This window comes from Bradyrhizobium sp. AZCC 1678 (assembly GCF_036924765.1).
Classification (GTDB): domain Bacteria; phylum Pseudomonadota; class Alphaproteobacteria; order Rhizobiales; family Xanthobacteraceae; genus Bradyrhizobium; species Bradyrhizobium algeriense.
Window position 1 is genome coordinate 7,576,649 of sequence record NZ_JAZHSE010000001.1, and the last position, 17,746, is coordinate 7,594,394.

Sequence of the window (17,746 nt, forward strand, 5' to 3'; positions counted from 1 at the left end):
TGGGCGCGTGTTTCTCTTGCTCCTTCCCGCTCGCGAGGAGGGCCGAGAGAGAAGTCAGTTCTGCAACCTCACCCCCAGCATCATCACCGTCGACACCGTGCTGTTGCCCGGCAAATTCGAATCCAGCCAGTCGCGGCGCAGCGTGCCCCTGAGCCAGACATTGCGGTTCATCTTGTAGATCGCTTCGCCCGACACCGCGTAGATCTTGTCGCGCCTGGGATTGCCCTGATAGTCGAGATCCCCCCAGGTGAACTTGCCGATCGCGGTCAGCCAGCGGCGGAAATCGTGGTCGACTTCGACGGTGTAGATGTGCGTCAGCACGCCCGACGTGCCGGGCAGCGTGGTTTCCGTGATCGTGGTGTCCGAATAGAACTTTGCCGTCGTGAGCGGCGTCGCGGTCCAGACCAGCGAGGACGAGACGAGCAGGCCTTCCAGGCGGTCCAGCCTCGGATCGACATAATCGCGCGCGGCGTAGCCGACGCCGATCTCACCGGTCAACAGCCGCGAGAATTCGAAGCTGGTGCCGCCCTTGACGTAGCCGCCCGCGGAATCGCGCGCAAAGCCGGCGCGGTCGAGCCTGACGTCATGCACGCGGCTGTCGCCCTGCACTTCCACGAACGGCTTCAGGCCAGGCCTCAAATCATAGCTGACGCGGCCGACGCCACCGTATTGGCTGAAGTTGCGGTCGTCGTTGGTGGTCGACGTGCCGTCGGTGAGTTTTGAGTTGGTGTAGTCGGTGCGGTCGACGGTGGCGCCGGCGGAAACCTGCAGCCGGTTGAAGCTCTGGTCGACGCCGAGGGTGCCGCCGACCGTGGTGTAGATCGGATATCTGGCGAGGCCCGCCTGAACGTTCGGGCTGCCGGGATTGTCGGTCGAGACAAACAACCGACCTTGCGCCAACAGCCTGGTGTCGCGGCTGACATCGAGCCGGCCGTCCACATGGCCGATGAAGCCGGGCCGATCGATATCGAGCGGCGCCGACAGCGGCGTACCGTCGGCGTTCGGCATGAGGTTGCTGGTATAGCCGGTGAAGGAGCCGCGCAGATCGGCCACCAGCGCGTGACGCTCCCAGTCGGAGAACGCAACGAATTCCGGCGCGATCACATAGAACGGCTTGCCTTGCGCCGGGGCGAGCCGGCCGGGATTGGTATCGTAGCCGCCGGAGAATTCGACCGCGGATTTGATCAGGAAACTGCCGGCGTAATCGCCGACCGCGCCGAACGGATCGTCGTCGATCCGCAGGCGCTTGCGTGGCGGCTGTCCTACCACAGTGCCCGCCATTGCGGGCGGGATCGGCGTTTTGTGCGCCGACTCCGACGGGGGAATCGAGAGCCGCAGCCGCGTGTTCGACGCAATAGGCGGCGGCGGGCTGCCGGGACCGACCGGCGGCTTCGGCTTCGCCTGCCCGGGATAGTATTTCGGTTTCTTGCGCTTGCGATTGAGCGAGTCGTATCCGGAATCGGCGGCGCCGCTGGCGGCCGGCAGGCCGTATTTCGGGATCTGTCCGATCCGCGACGGCGCGGGCTTGTCACGTTCCTGCAGCTTCGGATTATTGAGCGGATCGTTCGCCTCCGCCGCGGTCCGGCGCAGCGGCGAATCCGGCGACGTCACCTGGCTGGTGCGCTTTGAGCTGAACAGGTCCGGCGTGACGACCTGCGCTTGCGCCGCGGTTGCCGCGAGAGCGATCAGCGCAAGGCACGGCAAGACCGCGCGAAAGACGCGCGCGCGGCTGTTCCGGCCGGCTGCTGGCCCCGCCATCACGATAAAAAATACCCCAACAAAAACAAATACTTCATAGACGCGCGCCGAGCCCTCGCGGAACACGTCGTTAATGGAGTTAAAACAATTATGGTTAATGAGCCGTTGAGAGCGGCCCTATGCGCGTCGCATCGCGGGACGGGTCATGCTAAGGAAAGGCCCGGGGGCAACGCCCCTCTTCCCTGGAAACAGATATGGCCAATCCGAACCCGCTGATGGCAAAATCATCTGGCACCGATCCCGCTGATGCTGCCGTCCAATCGGCCCTGCGCACGCTAGACGCCGAGGCCGGCGGGATCGCCGCGCTGTCGGCGGCGCTGCAGTCCGATCTCCGTGCGCCCTTCACTGCCGCCGCCGACCTGATCCGGAACGCCAAGGGACGGCTGATCGTCACTGGCCTGGGCAAGTCCGGCCATATCGGCCGCAAGATCGCCGCGACCTTTGCCTCCACCGGCACGCCGGCGTTCTTCGTTCATGCCGCCGAAGCCAGCCATGGCGACCTCGGCATGATCACGGCCGAGGACGTCATTCTGGCGCTGTCCTGGTCCGGCGAGCAGCCGGAGATGAAAAACCTGATCAGCTACGCCGCGCGGTTCCGGATTTCCGTGATCGCGATGACGGCGGAGCGGGAATCCTCGCTCAGCAAGGCGGCCGACGTCGCGCTGACGCTGCCGAAGGCGCGCGAGGCCTGCCCGCACAATCTCGCGCCGACCACCTCCTCGCTGATGATGCTGGCGCTCGGCGATACGCTGGCGATCGCGCTGCTGGAAGGCCGCGGCTTTACGTCGGTCGATTTCAGCGTGCTGCATCCGGGCGGCAAGCTGGGTGCAATGCTGAAATATACCCGCGATCTCATGCACGCGGGCGACGCCGTGCCGCTGAAGCCGCTGGGCACCAAAATGTCCGACGCGCTGGTCGAGATGACGTCAAAGGGCTTTGGCTGCGTCGGCATCATCGACGCACGCGGGCATATTGTCGGCATCGTCACCGACGGCGATTTGCGCCGCCACATGGACATGGGGCCCGATCTGATGGCGGCCACCGTAGACGAGGTGATGACGAAAAATCCGAAGACGATCGACCGCGACGTGCTGGCCGGCGAGGCGCTGGAGATCCTCAACTCCTCGAAGATCACGACGCTGATCGTCACCGACGCCGGCAAGCCGGTCGGCATCGTGCATCTGCACGATTTTTTGCGCGCAGGCGTGGCGTAGATCGGACGGTCCCGTAGGGTGGGCAAAGGCGCACTTGCGCCGTGCCCACCATCACGCACTCTGCCAGGAATGGTGGGCACGCTTCGCTTTGCCCACCCTACAAATCCTCGCAATGGCGAGTCAGGCCGCCGGAAACCTTGCCGCCTTCGCCTCCAGCGGCAGCGCCAGTCCGTTCGCGAGATACGATACGGTGTGATAGAATCCGCAGAGCAGGATGATCTCGAATATCTGCGCCTCGTCGTAATGCGCCGACAGCGCCGCGAATTCGGCATCGCTCAGCGTTGCGCGGTCGTGCAGCGCATCGACGACGGCGATCAGCGCCTGCTCGGCCTCCGACCAGCAGGCCTCGGTGGCCGCGCCGCGCACGGTGGCGCGGACCTGTTCATCGGTCAGTTTTGCGGCAGCCGCAAACGCCGCGATGTGCACGCCCCATTCGTACTCGCATCCGGTTCGCGCGCAGGTGCGATCGATGACGATCTCGCGCTCCCTCAACGACAGCGGCCCGCGATCCAGCAGACTGCCGGCGCGGAATTTCTCCCAGGCCCGGGCGTTGCCGGCCATGACGCGAAACAGCACCAGCGGCGGCGCGCCGCGCATGATGCGGTCGAACTGCTCGGCAATGTCAGGTGCATAAGGCGGCTCAAGCGGCGCAATGCGCGGCGCGGTCTGGGACATGGCCAACTCCTGTGCTACAAATAACGTAGCGAAATGCTACATTATCTGTAGCGACATGCAAGAGGGCTTTCGATGCCGAAACCGGCCGCCGTCCCCAGGAAAACTGCTGTTCGCGGCTCTAGAACCGGCCGGCCGGTCATGGCGCTGCTCGATCTGCTCGGCCGCCGCTGGACCTTGCGGATCATCTGGGAGCTGCGCGACGGCCCGCTGACCTCGCGCGCGCTGCGCACCGCCTGCGACGACGCCTCGCCGACCGTGATGCAGGCCCGGCTGTCGGAGCTGCGCGAGGCCGGCCTCGTCGAACTCCTGGCCGGCGACGGCTATCGCCTCACACCGCTGGGCAGGGAGCTGATGGAAAGCTTCCTGCCCCTGCATCGCTTTGCCGAGCGATGGAGCAAGCGGAGTTAAGTGGCCTCTTCTACCTCGCCCCGCTTGCGGGGAGAGGTCGGATCGCATTGCAGATGCGATCCCGGGTGAGGGGGTACAGGTCCATCAACTCGCACCGAACTCGCGGATAGAGCCCCTCACCCCAACCCTCTAAGAGCAAGCTTCGCTTGTCTCGACCCCGCAAGAGCGGGGCGAGGGAGTCTACTACGCCGCCGCCACTGTCAGGCTCGCGCCATCGGCCTGCACCACCTTGACGCGGCTACCGGCCGGCGCGTCGGGGCCGGCGACACGCCAGATCGTGTCGTCGATCCGCACCGTGCCGGTGCCGTCGACGATCGGCTTTTCCAGGGTGAATTCCCGGCCGATCAGCGCCTCGGTCCGCTTGTTGAGAAATGGGTTGCTCTGGCTGCGGCTTCCTGCGCTGCGCGCGAAGTGTCGCCACGCCGGCACGGCGGCGACTGTGAAGATGGCGAACAACAGGAGTTGCGTCTGCCAGGACGGGTTGATCACAAACGAGAGCAATCCGACCAACAGCGCCGCAAGCCCGAGCCAGAACAGAAAAATGCCCGGCGCGAGCAGCTCCAGCGCCATCAGGATGAAGCCGAAGATCAGCCAGTTCCAGGTGCCTAACGTAGAGAAAATTTCGGCCATGACACGAACCTCTAATCAAACAGAATGACCTTCCGGACCCGCCCCTACCGCTGCGGCGCGACCGGCGGCGGCGTCGGACCGGTGTTCGGCACCGAGGACGTCCGCCGTGCGGCGGCTGCCGCGGAGGCCGCACTTTCGCCGAAGGTGGCCTTGGCGATCTCGCCGATGCCGGCAAGCGACCCCAAAATGCTCATCGCTTCAATCGGCAGCATGATGATCTTCTGGTTCGGCGAATCCGCAAGCTGCCCGAACGCCTTGATGTATTTGTCGGCGATAAAATAGTTCAGCGCGGCGACGTCGCCCTTGGCGATGGCCTCGGAGACCATCTGCGTCGCCTTGGCCTCGGCTTCGGCCGAGCGTTCGCGCGCTTCGGCGTCACGGAACGCGGCTTCCTTGCGGCCTTCGGCCTGCAAAATCTGGCCCTGCTTGGCGCCTTCCGCACGAAGAATCTCGGACTGGCGCTGGCCCTCGGCCTGCAGGATGTCGGCACGCTTGACGCGCTCGGCTTTCATCTGCCGTCCCATCGCTTCCACCAGATCGGCCGGCGGCACGATGTCCTTGATCTCGATGCGGTTGACCTTCAGCCCCCACGGCGACACCGCGGCATCGACCACGCGCAACAGGCGCTCGTTGATCTCGTCGCGATGCGACAGCACCTGGTCGAGGTCCATCGATCCCATCACGGAGCGGATGTTGGTCATGGTCAAGACGATGATCGCCTGCTCGAGATTGGCGACCTCGTAGCTTGCTTTCGCCGCGTCGAACACCTGGAAGAACGCAACGCCGTCCACGGTCACGGTGGCGTTGTCCTTGGTGATCACCTCCTGCTCGGGAATGTTGATCACCTGCTCCATCATGTTCATCTTGCGGCCGACGCGGTCGAAATAGGGAATGATGAGGTTGAGCCCCGGCGCCAACGTGCGGGTGTATTTGCCGAACCGCTCGATGGTCCAGTCATAGCCCTGCGGCACCGTCTTGACGCCCGCAAACAGCGTGACAATGACGAGCAGAACAAATGCGATCGCGAAAATGTCGAAACCCGTCATGAAGTCCTCCAAAGCCGGCAAGGGCGTTACCGGACGCGATATATCTTTCTGTCAGCAAGGCCGCGGCGCCGGTTCAGCCGGCTGTTCTCAAGTTATGGTTATATAGCCAGGCAACGGTTTGGCGGCCAGATGTTCGCATGTCCGAACGGCGGCAAGCTATCGGCAAATTTTTGAAGGGCTATATCCAGCCTTGAAGCTCGCGCAAAACGAGCTGGCGGATGACGTCCATGCCGGGATCGCTGTCGTTGAGGCAGGGAATGGCGGAAAATTGCTCACCGCCGTTGTGCTTGAAGATCTCGGCGTTTTCCTGCGCGATCTCCTCCAGCGTCTCCAGGCAATCGGCGGAGAAGCCGGGGGTCACGACGGCAATGCGCTTGACCCCATCTTTCGCAAGCTTTTCTATGGTCTTGTCCGTATAGGGCTGCAGCCACGCGCCGAAGCCGAAGCGCGACTGAAACGTAAGGATCAGCTTTGCGGCATCAAGCCCCAGGCGCTTGCGCAAGCTTTCCGTTGTTGCAACGCACTGGGCGTAATAGGGATCGCCCTCGTCGACATATTTCTGCGGCATGCCGTGAAACGACGCCACGATCAGTTCGGGCTGAAACGGCAAGGTCGCCAGATGCGCTGACATGGAAACGGCGAGCGCCTCGATGTAATCGGGATCGTCGTAATAAGGCGGGCTCACCCGCAGCGTCGGCTGCGCGCGCATGTCAGCTAACGCGCGAAACACCTCGTCGCATACGGTCGCCGAGGTCGCGGCGGAGTATTGGGGATAGAGCGGCACGACCAGCAACCGGTCGCAGCCCTGTGTGGTCAGCGCATCGATGCGCGAGCGGATCGACGGGTTGCCGTAGCGCATCGCCCAATCGACCACGACGTGGTCGTGATCGGCGATGGCGTCTGCAAGCTTTTCGGCCTGGGCGCGCGTAATCGTCTTGAGCGGGGATTCGTCTCTCTCGGTATTCCAGATCTTCCGGTAGTCGCGCGCCTTGCGACCGGGACGCACGCGCAGGATGATGCCGTTGAGGATCAGCTTCCAGCGCAGGCCCTGATCCTCGATCACGCGCGGATCGGACAGAAACTCCTTGAGATAAACCCGCACACCCCGGGCGTCGGCGGTGTCAGGCGTGCCGAGATTGACCAGCAGCACGCCGACGCGTTGCGGCTGGGCTGCCGATGCCGGCCTGGGATGTCCGATGGGGGCGACCGCGGTCATGATTTCGATGGCTTCGCGCGTTGCACTATCCTTGTCAAGATAATGGCCGGTTCGATACGCTTTGCCCATGTCCTGCGGGCGGGAGGAACCATGACGGTCGCCGAATGGTGCGTTTTCGGAACGCTGATGCTCTATTTGCTGACGATCGCCTCGGTCAAATGGGCCGGGTATCGCCATTTCGACAATGCCAGACCGCGCGATCCCGCCTTCTACGAGGACGCGATCCGCGCCCGCGCGCTCGGCGCCCATCAGAACGGCATCGAGGCGTTTCCGTTCTTTGCGGTCGCCGTCCTGCTGGCGGAATTCCGCCTAGGGCCGCAGCACCTGATCGACGAGCTCGCGGTGCTCTTCCTGATCGTGCGAATCGCCTATGTCTTCACCTATCTCGGCAATCGCCCGACGCTGCGCTCGATTCTCTGGAGCATCGGGTTCGCGATCAACATCGCGATTTTCTTTCTGCCGGCGATCAGAGCTTATCTGCCGGCGTAAGGTCGTCATATGATGGCCTGGGCCGGGCTCTCTCGGGGACCTTGAATTCCCGGTTCCCCGGCGGTAACTAGGGAATACCTGTGCTACAATAGAGCCATCATGCCAAAGCAACTGATCATGCGAATTCTGGGAGCGGCGATCGTCCTGATCGCGCTTTCATTCGCGCCGTCCGTTGCCCAGGCCCATATCGGCCATCAGCACCAGGCATCCGTTCATGGCGGCCAGAGCCAGGTCGCATCTCAAGCCGTTCTTCATGAATACGGACGGTCGGCCAGGTCTGCATCGTTGCAGCAGGCTCAATGGAAGCAGGACAAGATGCCGCCGGCTTCAGACCGGAATTGTACCGGCGACTGCTGCTTGTCCGCATGTGCCGCCTGCTGCGCGGCCGGGTTGCCGAGCGCCGTGGGGTTCGTCCCGTTTCCCCGGTCGATAACGCGTGTTGCGTTTGTGCCGTCACAGGTATGGCCGGACCGCGAGCCTGAGTCGCTCAGGCGGCCTCCCAAACACTTCGTCTGAATCCAACCGAACAGTGTGTTTGCGAGGCATGCCGCGGGCTGCCCGCAAGCGACGGCAATTCAGATTGAAGGACGACCAGTATGCTTTCCCATTTCGGGCGTGCCCTGCGTGCTCTCGCGGTGACCGCAGTTCTATGCGCTGCGATTGCCCCCGCTTCCGCCCACGAGGGCCATGACCATGGGGAACAGCCGCCCGTCTCGGCAGGCGCGCTGCCACGCGGCGAGGCCGATTCCGACGCGTTCGAGATCGTTGCGATTGCCCGCGGCGAAAATCTCGAGATCTATCTCGACCGGTTCGCCACGAATGAGCCGGTAACCGGCGCAACGATTGAAGTCGAATCCCCTGGCGGTCCCGTAAAAGCCGCGGCGGGTGCCGACGGCACATACCGGGTGGCAGCGCCGTGGCTCGCAAAGAGCGGACGTACGGACCTGATTTTCACGGTTACGGCGGGAGACACCACCGACATTCTGCCGCTGACGATTCAGACGGCGCCAGACGCCGCGCAAAGCGTAGCACAACAGGAAGCGGCTGCCGGCGGGTATATCAGCAAGGTTTCGGTTCTTCTCGTCCTGGGCGGCGCTCTCATCGGGGCGCTGCTCGCTGCCATTGCCCTGCGCGGTGGGCGCAAGGCGGCAGCTCTTGTTGCGATCTTTTCCATGTTCTTGGGTGCGCGCGAACCGGAAGCGCATGAAGGCCACGGCCATGAGGAAGAAAAGGCGCAAGTCGCGATCAACACCGTCTCGGGCGAGCGCGCCCAGCGCCTTCCGGATGGCGCGGTTTTTGTGCCCAAGACGGTGCAGCGGATATTTGCGGTGCGGACGCTGGTCGCGGAAAACGCGGAGCACAAGAAGATCACTGAATTGCCGGGGAGGATCATCCCCGATCCCAACGCCAGCGGGTATGTGCAATCCGCCGTCGGCGGACGCCTTTCCGCGCCGTCGGGCGGCTTTCCCCGATTGGGCACACGGGTGAAGCAAGGCGACATCTTGGGCTATGTCACGCCACCTATTGCGGCGATCGATGTTTCCGACATGCGGCAGCGCCAGGGCGAACTCGATCAGCAGATCTCGATCGTCGAACGCAGGTTCGCCCGCTATGAGCAGCTCGCGCCGTCGGGCGCCATATCGCGGACCCAACTCGAGGACACGCGGCTCGAGCTGGAAGGGCTGCGCGAACGGCGCGCATCGATCGAAAAATCGCGCCGCGATCCCGAAGCGCTGATCGCGCCGGTTGCAGGCGTGATCGCCGAAGGCAGCGCCGTGGCTGGCCAGATCGTTCAGCCGAGCTCCATCGTCTTCAACATCATCGATCCCTCGCGGCTGTGGGTCGAGGCGCTGAGTTTCGAGAGCCTCGAACCGTCCCGCAGCGCGCGAGCGTCGACCTATACGGGCAGGAATTACGACCTTGTCTATCAGGGCACCGGCTTCGCCGATCGCAGCCAATCGGTGCCGGTGCATTTTGCCGTGACGGGCGACACGGCAGGCCTTAGGGCCGGCCAGTTCCTGACCGTGCTGGTCACGACCGACGATACCAAGGAAGGCCTTGCGGTGCCGCGCAGCAGCGTCGTTCGCGGCTCAAACGGCCAGGATTTCGTGTACGAGCACACAGCCCCCGAGCGGTTCATGGCAAGGAGCGTACGCACGGAGCCGCTCGACGGCGATCGTGTGCTGATCGTGTCCGGCTTCACGCCCGGCAAGCGGATCGTGTCGCAAGGCGCGGACCTTCTCGATCACGTCCGCTGAGGAGGCACGCGCATGTTCACATTCCTCGTCAGCGCCTCGCTCCGCAATCGCCTCTTTGTTCTTGCGATGGCGGGCATCCTCGTCCTTCTGGGTGCCTATACCGCTCGGCAGTTGCCCGTCGACGTGTTCCCGGACCTCAACCGTCCGACCGTCGTCATTTTGACGGAATCAGAAGGTTACGCCCCGCCGGAGGTCGAACAGCTCGTCAGCTTCCCGATCGAGGCCCAGATGAACGGCGTGCCGGGCGTCAGCCGGGTACGGTCGGTTTCGGGCATCGGGCTTTCGATCGTTTACGTGGAGTTCGAGTGGGGAACTGACATCTTCCGTAACCGCCAGCTGGTCGCGGAACGCCTCGCGCAAGTGCAGAGCCAGCTGCCCTTGAACGTCACCCCGCAGATCGGCCCGATCAGTTCGATCATGGGTCAGATTCTCCTGATCGCGGTGACGTCGAAGACGGCATCGCCGATGGAGGTGCGCGAGATCGCCGACTTCACGATCAGGCCCCGGCTGCTCGCGATACCCGGTGTCGCGCAGGTCATCCCGATTGGCGGCGAGGTCCGTCAGTACCGGATTGCGCCGCTGCCTTCCGCGTTGCGCGCACTCGGCGTGAGCTATGAGCAAATGGAGCAAGCGCTCAGGCAGTTCGGCACCAACACCGGCGGCGGGTTCACCGACCAGAATGCCCGCGAGTTTCTCATCCGAAATATCGGACGCACCACGAGCCTGGAAGACCTGCGCAACATCGTCGTTACCACCATCGAAGGACGCCCCATCCTGCTGCGGCAGGTGGCGAACGTTGACTTTGCGCCCAAGGTTAAGCGCGGCGATGCGGGTTATATGAGCAAGCCCGCGGTGGTAGTTTCGGTCACGAAGCAGCCCAACGTCGACACGGTTCAATTGACCGAGCACATCACGCAGGCGCTCGCGGAACTGGAGCTCAGCCTGCCGTCCGGCATAAGCGCTCGCGAGATCATATTCAGGCAGGCGAGCTTCATTGAAAACTCGATCCAGAACCTCGAACGGGTGTTGCTCGAAGCCGCGCTCGTCGTGGCCGTCATCCTGTTCGCGTTTCTCCTCAACTGGCGCACCACAGCAATTTCGCTCACGGCGATCCCGGTCTCGATCCTGACCACGGCCATCATCTTCAAGCTGCTTGGCCTATCCATCAACACGATGACCCTCGGCGGCATTGCGATCGCCATCGGCGAGCTGGTCGATGACGCCGTTGTCGATGTCGAGAACATCTTCCGCCGGCTGCGCGAGAACAGGGAGCAAGGCAATCCCCGGTCGGTCTTCGACGTGGTGGTTTCGGCCTCCAACGAAGTGCGATCGGGCATAGTCTACGCCACGATGATCATCGTCCTCGTGTTCGTGCCGCTGTTTGCGCTTTCGGGCATCGAGGGACGGCTGTTCGCACCGCTCGGCCACGCCTACATCATCTCGATCCTCGCGAGCCTGTTCGTTTCGATCACCCTCACCCCCGTGATGGCGTATTACCTGCTGCCCGGGATGAAACGCCTCGCGCAACGGGAGAGCTGGCTCGTCCGCAAGCTCAAATCCGCGAACCATGCGGCACTCGGGTTTGCTTTCGCTCACAGGGGATTGCTGCTCGGCGTAACGGCCGTGGCGGTGCTGGGCGCCGGTGCGGGCGTCTTTGGCTTGAAGCGCGCGTTCCTTCCGGCCTTCAACGAAGGTACGTTCACGATCAATATTGCGTTCAACCCCGGCGTTTCACTCTCTGAATCGACTCGAGTGGGCTCGATCGCCGAGCGTCTTCTGCTCGATGTGCCGGAGGTGATCAGCGTCGGGCGGTGGACAGGCCGCGCGGAACTGGACGAGCACGCGGAAGGCGTCCATTCGTCCGACCTCGAAGTCGATCTCAAGCGCTCGCAGCGGCCAAAGCCCGAGATCGTCGCGGATATACGCTCCCGGCTTTCGGTGCTGCCGCTCTCGGTCAATGTCGGGCAGCCGATATCGCACCGGCTCGATCATCTGCTCTCGGGTGTCCGTGCCGAGCTCGCCCTGAAACTGTTCGGCGACGACCTCGACACGCTGCGAAACAGCGCGGAAGAACTCCGTCTGCGACTCTCGAAAATCGAAGGCATCCAGGACCTGCAGGTCGAAAAGCAGGTTCGGATTCCGCAACTCGAGATCCGCGTCGATTATACGCGGGCCGCTTTGTACGGCGTGCAGCCGGGCGCCGTGACCGATCAGTTGTCGCGCCTGTCGAGCGGGCGCGTCATCTCGCGCGTGGTCGACGGCTACAAGCGCTACGACGTCGTCATGAGGCTACCCGACCGGCTTCGCACCACCGAGAAGCTCGGCGACCTCTTGATCAAGACCCCATCGGGGTGGATACCGGCGCGTCAGATCGCGGATGTGAAGGAGACCGATGGGCCAAATCAGATCCTGAGAGAGAACGGCCGCAGGCGCATCGTCGTACTCGCGAATTCGGATGGCAAGACCGACATGGCGGAGATCGTGCGGCGCATTCGCGCGGAACTGGATGCAGCGAGCCTGCCGCAGGGCGTCACTGCGAGCCTTGAAGGCACATTCCAGGCGCAGGAGGAAGCCAGCCTCAGGATCGGTATCCTTTCGGTTATTTCTCTCGCGCTGATCTTCGCAATTCTCTACAGCCGCTACCGCTCTGCCGTGCTCGCCTTGATCATCATGGGCGGGGTGCCGCTGGCGCTGATCGGCTCGGTCGCGGCACTGGCGCTGGCCGACCAGCCGCTGTCCGTCGCCAGCATGGTTGGCTTTATCACGCTGGCGGGAATCGCGACACGCAACGGCATTCTCAAGATAAGCCACTACATCAATCTCGCCCTGCGCGAGCAGATGGAGTTCGGGCCGGCGCTTGTCATCCGCGGAAGCCTCGAGCGCATGACACCCGTCCTGATGACCGCGCTGTCCGCGGGGCTGGCGCTGCTGCCGCTGCTGATCGCGGCTGACGATCCGGGCAAGGAGATATTGCACCCGGTCGCCGTGACGATCTTCGGCGGACTTGTCAGCGCGACATTGCTCGATGCCCTGATCACGCCCGTGCTGTTCCTCACGTTCGGCAGGAAGCCGCTCATGCGACTGATGCAACGCCAATCGGAGGAGCAACTCGCAGATCATGCTGCTTCGCATTCTTATTGATCGTTCCTATCTTCCCAAAGGAGACTACGCATGAAGTTCAGATATCTCACTCTCGGTGTTGCCCTGCTGGCCGCCCTGCCCGCCAATGCACACGAGCCGAAAGCTTCACATGGCGGGCGTCTCGCCGATGCCGGTCCTTACCACGTGGAACTCGTCGCGAAAGACACGGCGATTGAAGTCTTCCTGATCGGTGAGAACGACAAGCCGGTTGATCCGAAGGGCTTCAAGGGCGTCGCCATTTTCAATCTGGGAGGAAAGGCCGAACGCATCACGCTCGCGCCTTCGGAAAAGAACAACCTGAGCGGAACAGCGGCCACGGCCCTGCCGGCCAAGTTCAAAGGGGCGGTTCAACTCACCTTGCCGGATGGCAAGACTGCAACGGCGCGATTCGAATGACGCTGCCGGCAAATCAACCGCAGCATCATGCTCCAAGATGATGTTCGCGCGCCGCGATCAGGTCCCGGATTGCCTTCGATATCGGGACCGGACGATGCGTTTGCTGGTTGGTGTTGACCCAGACGATCTCACCGGTCACGAGCGCTTCCATGCCGCCCTTCAGGAAGATGGCGAGTTCGAAGGTGAGGCTTGAATTGCCGATCCGCGCCACGCGCGCACCGACGTCCAATTCCCAGTCGAACCGGACCGGCGCCCTGTATTCAATGACCGATTTGACGACGTGGAAATCCTCGCCGGTCTGCTTGGCGTCGGCATATTGATCGTAGCCGAGCGCCCGAAAATACTCGGTGATGGTGGTGTCGAAATAGGTCAGGTAGTGCGCGTTGAAGACGACGCCCTGACCGTCGATCTCGGAATAGCGCACCCGGAACGGGTGAAAGAACCAGAATTGCTCGCGTGACATGGGATTCCCGGCTATGCACGTTCGGCTGCATGCATAGCTTACCGAACCTGTATGATAAAGTCGGCCGCTTGTAGCCCGGATGGAGCGCAGCGCAATCCGGGACTGGTGCGCCCGCGGGCTCTACGGCCCCCGGATTACGCTTCGCTCCATCCGGGCTACGGCCACACAGTCACAAACACGTCGCACGTTCGGCGGCGAGGTAGCCGAACAACAGGCCGAGGCCGAACAGCAGCACGAGGCCGGCCGCACCGAACTCGATGCCGCGCATGATGAGCGCACCGCCGCCTTCGCGTCCGGCGCTGAGCCGCCGGGCGAGGCCCTTTGCGGATACGGCGATCACGGCGATGGTTGCGACCGTGATGGCGGTGCCGAGCCCCATCACAAAGGTCGCGGCGATGCCGGCCAGAAACAGACCCTGCGCGAGCGAAAAGACCAGCACCAAGATCGCGCCCGAACAGGGCCGCATGCCGACGGCGAAGATCGCGCCCAGGCCGCGCCGCCAGCCGCCGGGGCCGGCGAGTTGATCCGGCGTCGGCCCGTGCGAATGGCCGCAATGCTCGTCGTGAACGTGACCATGACCTTGAGAGTGGTCGTGGCTGTGAGCGTGGTCAGGGCCGTGGTGGTGATCATGGTGATAATGGCCATGATCGTGGCTGTGATCATGATGATGCGCAGCCGCCATCGCAGGCTGTGGCTTTGCCTGCAACGCCCGCATAAAACCGCCGCCCTTGGTCCAGACCAGCCGGGCGCCGAACGCCGCGATCAAGGCGTAGCTTGCGATCTCGATCGCCTTCTCCGCGGAGCACATCGTCTTGGCGGTAGAACTAAGCAGCCAGGCGAGCACCGCAACCAGCGCCACCGCCACCAGCGCCTGCAGCAGCGCCGAGGCGAACGACAGCACGATGCCGCGCCGCGCGGTTTCCTCGTTGGCGACGAGATAGGACGAAATCACCGCCTTGCCGTGGCCGGGGCCGGCGGCGTGAAAGATGCCATAGGCAAAGGAAATCCCAAGCAGCGTCCAGACCGCGCTGCCATCCGACTTCGCGGCGCGGATGGTCGCCGACATCTCGCGATAGAATTCGGCTTGCTTGGCGAGGATCCATCCGATGATGCCGCCGACCTGCGGCTCGGCTGGCGGCCGCGGGCCGCCGAACGGATTTTGCGCCATCAAGGCGTGCACGGCGGCGTCGAACACCATGACGGCCGCAAGCGCGGCAAGTGTGATCGCTATGCCTTGCGCAAGGCGTGCCGGCGCCCGCCTCACGGGCAATCAACCATGATCTTGTTGGCGAACATCGCGCCATAGTTGGAATTGTCGCCGTTCATGAAATTGTTTTCGTTGAGGCGCTGGGCATTGGCGGTGCCGTCATTCGGCCGCTGGAATTGCATCTTGCAGGCGGCGGGCGCACCGTTGAGCTTGATCGGGTCCTTGTCGTCGAACTTGAAGTCGATGAAGTAGGACGGGTCGAAGACTTCAAGCGCCGTCTGCTTCGCCTTGAACGGCGTCTTGACCGGCAGCATGAAATGCAGCGTCAGCTCGCTGTCCTTGTATTCGAGGAAGTAATCCACCGGCTCGACAAACTTCTCCTTCTTGCCGTCGGCCTTGGCGAAGGTGAAGAAGTTGAACTCCTTCAGCGATTCGACATTGGTCTGCGCCAGCGGCGCCAGCTCTTCGCGGGTGTAGACGCCCTTGGTCTTGGTCGCCATCCCCTGCAGCGCGTAGGTCGTGAACATTTCGTCAAAGGTCCAGGCGTGGCGGACGCCTGTGATCGAGCCATCGGGCGCATAGACCACTTCGCTCTTCGCAGTGATCCAGACGTGCGGATGCGCCTCGGCGGTGGCCGTGCCAAGCGCGATGCCAGCAGCGAGGAGGAGCAAACCGAGTAACCTGTGCATCGTTGATGTCACCTCAGGCCGCCGGTGTTGCTTCGAGCAGGCCTCGCCGCCGCAACAGCGCGTCCGCCTCCGGCTCGCGACCGCGGAACGCGACATAGGCATCCTCCGGGTCGCGCGAACCGCCCGACGAATAGATGTCGTCATGCAGGCGTTTGGCGGTGGCGGGATCGAAGATGTCGCCAGCCTCCTCGAAGGCGCCGAAGGCGTCGGCGTCCATCACTTCCGACCACATATAGCTGTAATAGCCGGACGCATAGTGATCGCCGGAGAAGATATGGCCGAATTGCGTGGGCCGGTGCCGCAGCGCGATTTCCGCGGGCATGCCGATTTTTTCCAGCTCCGCCTTCTCGAACGCGCCGACGTCGCGGCTGGCCTCGGCCGGCTGGGTGTGGAATTCGAGGTCGATCAGCGCCGAGGAGACGAACTCCACGGTGGCAAAGCCCTGGTTGAACTTGCGGGCGGCGAGGAAGCGGGCCAGCAGGTCGTCCGGCAGCTGCTCGCCGGTCTGGTAGTGCTTTGCGAACTGCCGCAACACCTGCGGCTGCTCCTGCCAGTGCTCGTAGAGCTGCGAGGGCAATTCGACGAAATCGGTGAACACGGACGTGCCGGACAGCGAGGGATAGGTCACGTTGGACAGCATGCCGTGCAGGCCATGGCCGAATTCGTGGAATAGCGTCCGCGCATCGTCCGGCGACAGCAGCGACGGCTCGCCATTGGCGCCCCGGGCGAAGTTGCAGACATTGATGATCAGCGGGGCGATCTCGCCGTCGAGCTTCTGCTGGTCGCGCAGCGAGGTCATCCAGGCGCCGGAGCGTTTTGAGGACCTCGCAAAGTAATCGCCGTAGAACAGCGCCTTGTGCTGGCCGGCGGCGTCCTTGACCTCCCAGACCCGGACGTCCGGATGCCAGACCGGAACGTCCTTGCGCTCGGCGAAGGTGATCCCGAACAGGCGGGTGGCGCAGTCGAAGGCGGCCTCGATCATGTGGTCGAGGACCAGATAGGGTTTTATAGCCGCATCGTCGAAATCGGCGCGGCGCTGGCGAAGCTTCTCGGCGTAGTAGCGCCAGTCCCAGGGAGCGAGACTGAAATTGCCGCCCTCCTCTGTGATCAGTTCCTGCAGGGCGTCGCGGTCGGCAAGCGCCCGCGCCCGGGCCGGCTTCCAGACCCGCTCCAGCAGGCCGCGCACCGCTTCCGGCGTCTTGGCCATGGAATCCTCCAGCCGGTAGGCGGCGTAGGTCGCAAAGCCCATGATCCTGGCCGCCTCCTCGCGGAGCGCGAGGATCTCCACGATGGTGGCGTTGTTGTCGTTGGCGTTGCCATTGTCGCCGCGCGCGGTGAAGGCCTTGAAAACCTTCTCGCGCAGGTCGCGGCGCGACGAGCTCTTCAGGAACGGCTCCACCGAGGAGCGCGACAGCGTCACGATCGCCTTGCCTGCCATGCCCCGCTCTTCGGCGGTCGCCTTCGCCGCGACGACGAAGGCTTCGGGGAGACCGGCGCGGTCGTCCTCGCCGAGCTCCATGAACCAGTCCTGCTCGTCGCCGAGCAGATGGTGGCTGAACGAGGTGCCGAGCTGGGCCAGCCGCTCGTTGATCTCGGCCCGCCGCTTCTTGGCGGCCTCGTCGAGGCCGGCGCCGGCGCGGTAGAAATTGGTGTAGGTGCGCTCCAGCAGCCGCATCTGTTCAGCCGTCAGGCCGAGCTGGGCGCGCTTCTCGTGCAGCATCGCAATGCGGCCGAACAGCACCGCGTTCATCATGATCGGGTTCCAGTGCCGCGCCATCCGCAAGGAGACTTCCTTGTCGATCTCCAGGATCGCCGGATTGGAGTGCGCCGAGACCAGGTCGTAGAACACGGCCGCGACCTTGGAGAGCAGCTTGCCGGAGCGCTCCAGCGCCGTGATGGTGTTGGCGAAGTCCGGCAGGGTGGGATCATGGGTGATCGCCGCGATCTCGGCGGCATGGTCGGCAAAGGCCCGCTCGAAGGCGGGCAGGAAGTGCTCCGGCTCGATCTCGGCGAAAGGCGGCGTCTCGAACGGCGTCTGCCACGGCTGGAGCAGCGGATTTGCTCCGGCTTCCGGAGCGGCTGCCGTCTGCAGGGTTTCTGACATCACAAATCCCGTCTTTTCCTCTGGAGCCCTCTCGGCCCTGATTGATCAGGGC

16 protein-coding genes are annotated in these 17,746 nt (G+C 63.6%); 7 read left to right on the top strand and 9 right to left on the bottom strand.

Going from position 1 to position 17,746, the window contains the following annotated elements; translation table 11 throughout:
* Window positions 1–54: 54 nt before the first annotated feature.
* Window positions 55–1,758, bottom strand: a complete 1,704-nt coding sequence (locus V1294_RS36135; protein ID WP_334503988.1) for an outer membrane beta-barrel protein — start codon at window positions 1,756–1,758, stop codon at window positions 55–57.
* Between the two features lie 194 nt (window positions 1,759–1,952).
* Between V1294_RS36135 and V1294_RS36140 the strand changes: the two genes are divergently transcribed.
* Window positions 1,953–2,972, top strand: a complete 1,020-nt coding sequence (locus V1294_RS36140) for a KpsF/GutQ family sugar-phosphate isomerase (RefSeq protein WP_334503991.1) — start codon at window positions 1,953–1,955, stop codon at window positions 2,970–2,972.
* Between the two features lie 120 nt (window positions 2,973–3,092).
* Here V1294_RS36140 and V1294_RS36145 read toward each other — a convergent pair whose 3' ends face one another.
* Window positions 3,093–3,647 (bottom strand): carboxymuconolactone decarboxylase family protein, encoded by a 555-nt coding sequence (locus V1294_RS36145; RefSeq protein ID WP_334503993.1) that lies wholly within the window; start codon window positions 3,645–3,647, stop codon window positions 3,093–3,095.
* A gap of 72 nt (window positions 3,648–3,719) precedes the next feature.
* On the opposite strand from V1294_RS36145, the gene V1294_RS36150 reads away from it, so the two are divergent.
* Complete coding sequence (locus V1294_RS36150; protein ID WP_334503995.1) at window positions 3,720–4,055, top strand: winged helix-turn-helix transcriptional regulator; 336 nt, start codon at window positions 3,720–3,722, stop codon at window positions 4,053–4,055.
* 183 nt (window positions 4,056–4,238) lie between these two features.
* On the opposite strand, the gene V1294_RS36155 is transcribed toward V1294_RS36150, so the two are convergent.
* From V1294_RS36155 to hemH, 3 genes are all read right to left on the bottom strand, one after another.
* Window positions 4,239–4,685: an NfeD family protein gene (locus V1294_RS36155; RefSeq protein ID WP_334485511.1), complete on the bottom strand. Its 447-nt coding sequence runs from the start codon at window positions 4,683–4,685 to the stop codon at window positions 4,239–4,241.
* 44 nt (window positions 4,686–4,729) lie between these two features.
* On the bottom strand, window positions 4,730–5,731 hold the full coding sequence (locus tag V1294_RS36160) for an SPFH domain-containing protein (RefSeq protein WP_334485512.1): 1,002 nt from the start codon (window positions 5,729–5,731) through the stop codon (window positions 4,730–4,732).
* Window positions 5,732–5,909: 178 nt separating this feature from the next.
* Window positions 5,910–6,947, bottom strand: a complete 1,038-nt coding sequence (gene hemH, locus V1294_RS36165) for a ferrochelatase (protein WP_334503997.1) — start codon at window positions 6,945–6,947, stop codon at window positions 5,910–5,912.
* A 90-nt stretch (window positions 6,948–7,037) separates the two neighbouring features.
* On the opposite strand from hemH, the gene V1294_RS36170 reads away from it, so the two are divergent.
* From V1294_RS36170 to V1294_RS36190, 5 genes are all read left to right on the top strand, one after another.
* Window positions 7,038–7,436, top strand: a complete 399-nt coding sequence (locus V1294_RS36170; protein ID WP_334485514.1) for an MAPEG family protein — start codon at window positions 7,038–7,040, stop codon at window positions 7,434–7,436.
* Between the two features lie 99 nt (window positions 7,437–7,535).
* A complete protein-coding gene (locus tag V1294_RS36175; protein ID WP_334485515.1) occupies window positions 7,536–7,952 on the top strand; it encodes a hypothetical protein in 417 nt (138 codons plus the stop codon).
* A gap of 80 nt (window positions 7,953–8,032) precedes the next feature.
* Window positions 8,033–9,694, top strand: a complete 1,662-nt coding sequence (locus V1294_RS36180; RefSeq protein WP_334503999.1) for an efflux RND transporter periplasmic adaptor subunit — start codon at window positions 8,033–8,035, stop codon at window positions 9,692–9,694.
* Window positions 9,695–9,706: 12 nt separating this feature from the next.
* Entirely contained in the window at window positions 9,707–12,835 is a 3,129-nt protein-coding gene (locus tag V1294_RS36185; protein ID WP_334504001.1) for an efflux RND transporter permease subunit, read from the top strand.
* 30 nt (window positions 12,836–12,865) lie between these two features.
* Window positions 12,866–13,231 (top strand): hypothetical protein, encoded by a 366-nt coding sequence (locus V1294_RS36190; protein ID WP_334504003.1) that lies wholly within the window; start codon window positions 12,866–12,868, stop codon window positions 13,229–13,231.
* 25 nt (window positions 13,232–13,256) lie between these two features.
* Here V1294_RS36190 and V1294_RS36195 read toward each other — a convergent pair whose 3' ends face one another.
* From V1294_RS36195 to V1294_RS36210, 4 genes are all read right to left on the bottom strand, one after another.
* Complete coding sequence (locus V1294_RS36195) at window positions 13,257–13,694, bottom strand: acyl-CoA thioesterase (protein ID WP_334504004.1); 438 nt, start codon at window positions 13,692–13,694, stop codon at window positions 13,257–13,259.
* A gap of 169 nt (window positions 13,695–13,863) precedes the next feature.
* The gene (locus tag V1294_RS36200) at window positions 13,864–14,892 is read right to left on the bottom strand and encodes a nickel/cobalt transporter (protein ID WP_334504971.1); all 1,029 of its coding nucleotides are present in this window, start codon (window positions 14,890–14,892) and stop codon (window positions 13,864–13,866) included.
* Window positions 14,893–14,954: 62 nt separating this feature from the next.
* Complete coding sequence (locus V1294_RS36205) at window positions 14,955–15,590, bottom strand: DUF1007 family protein (RefSeq protein WP_334504006.1); 636 nt, start codon at window positions 15,588–15,590, stop codon at window positions 14,955–14,957.
* A gap of 13 nt (window positions 15,591–15,603) precedes the next feature.
* Window positions 15,604–17,694, bottom strand: coding sequence for a M3 family metallopeptidase (locus V1294_RS36210; protein ID WP_334504008.1), 2,091 nt, complete (start codon window positions 17,692–17,694; stop codon window positions 15,604–15,606).
* Window positions 17,695–17,746: the final 52 nt, after the last annotated feature.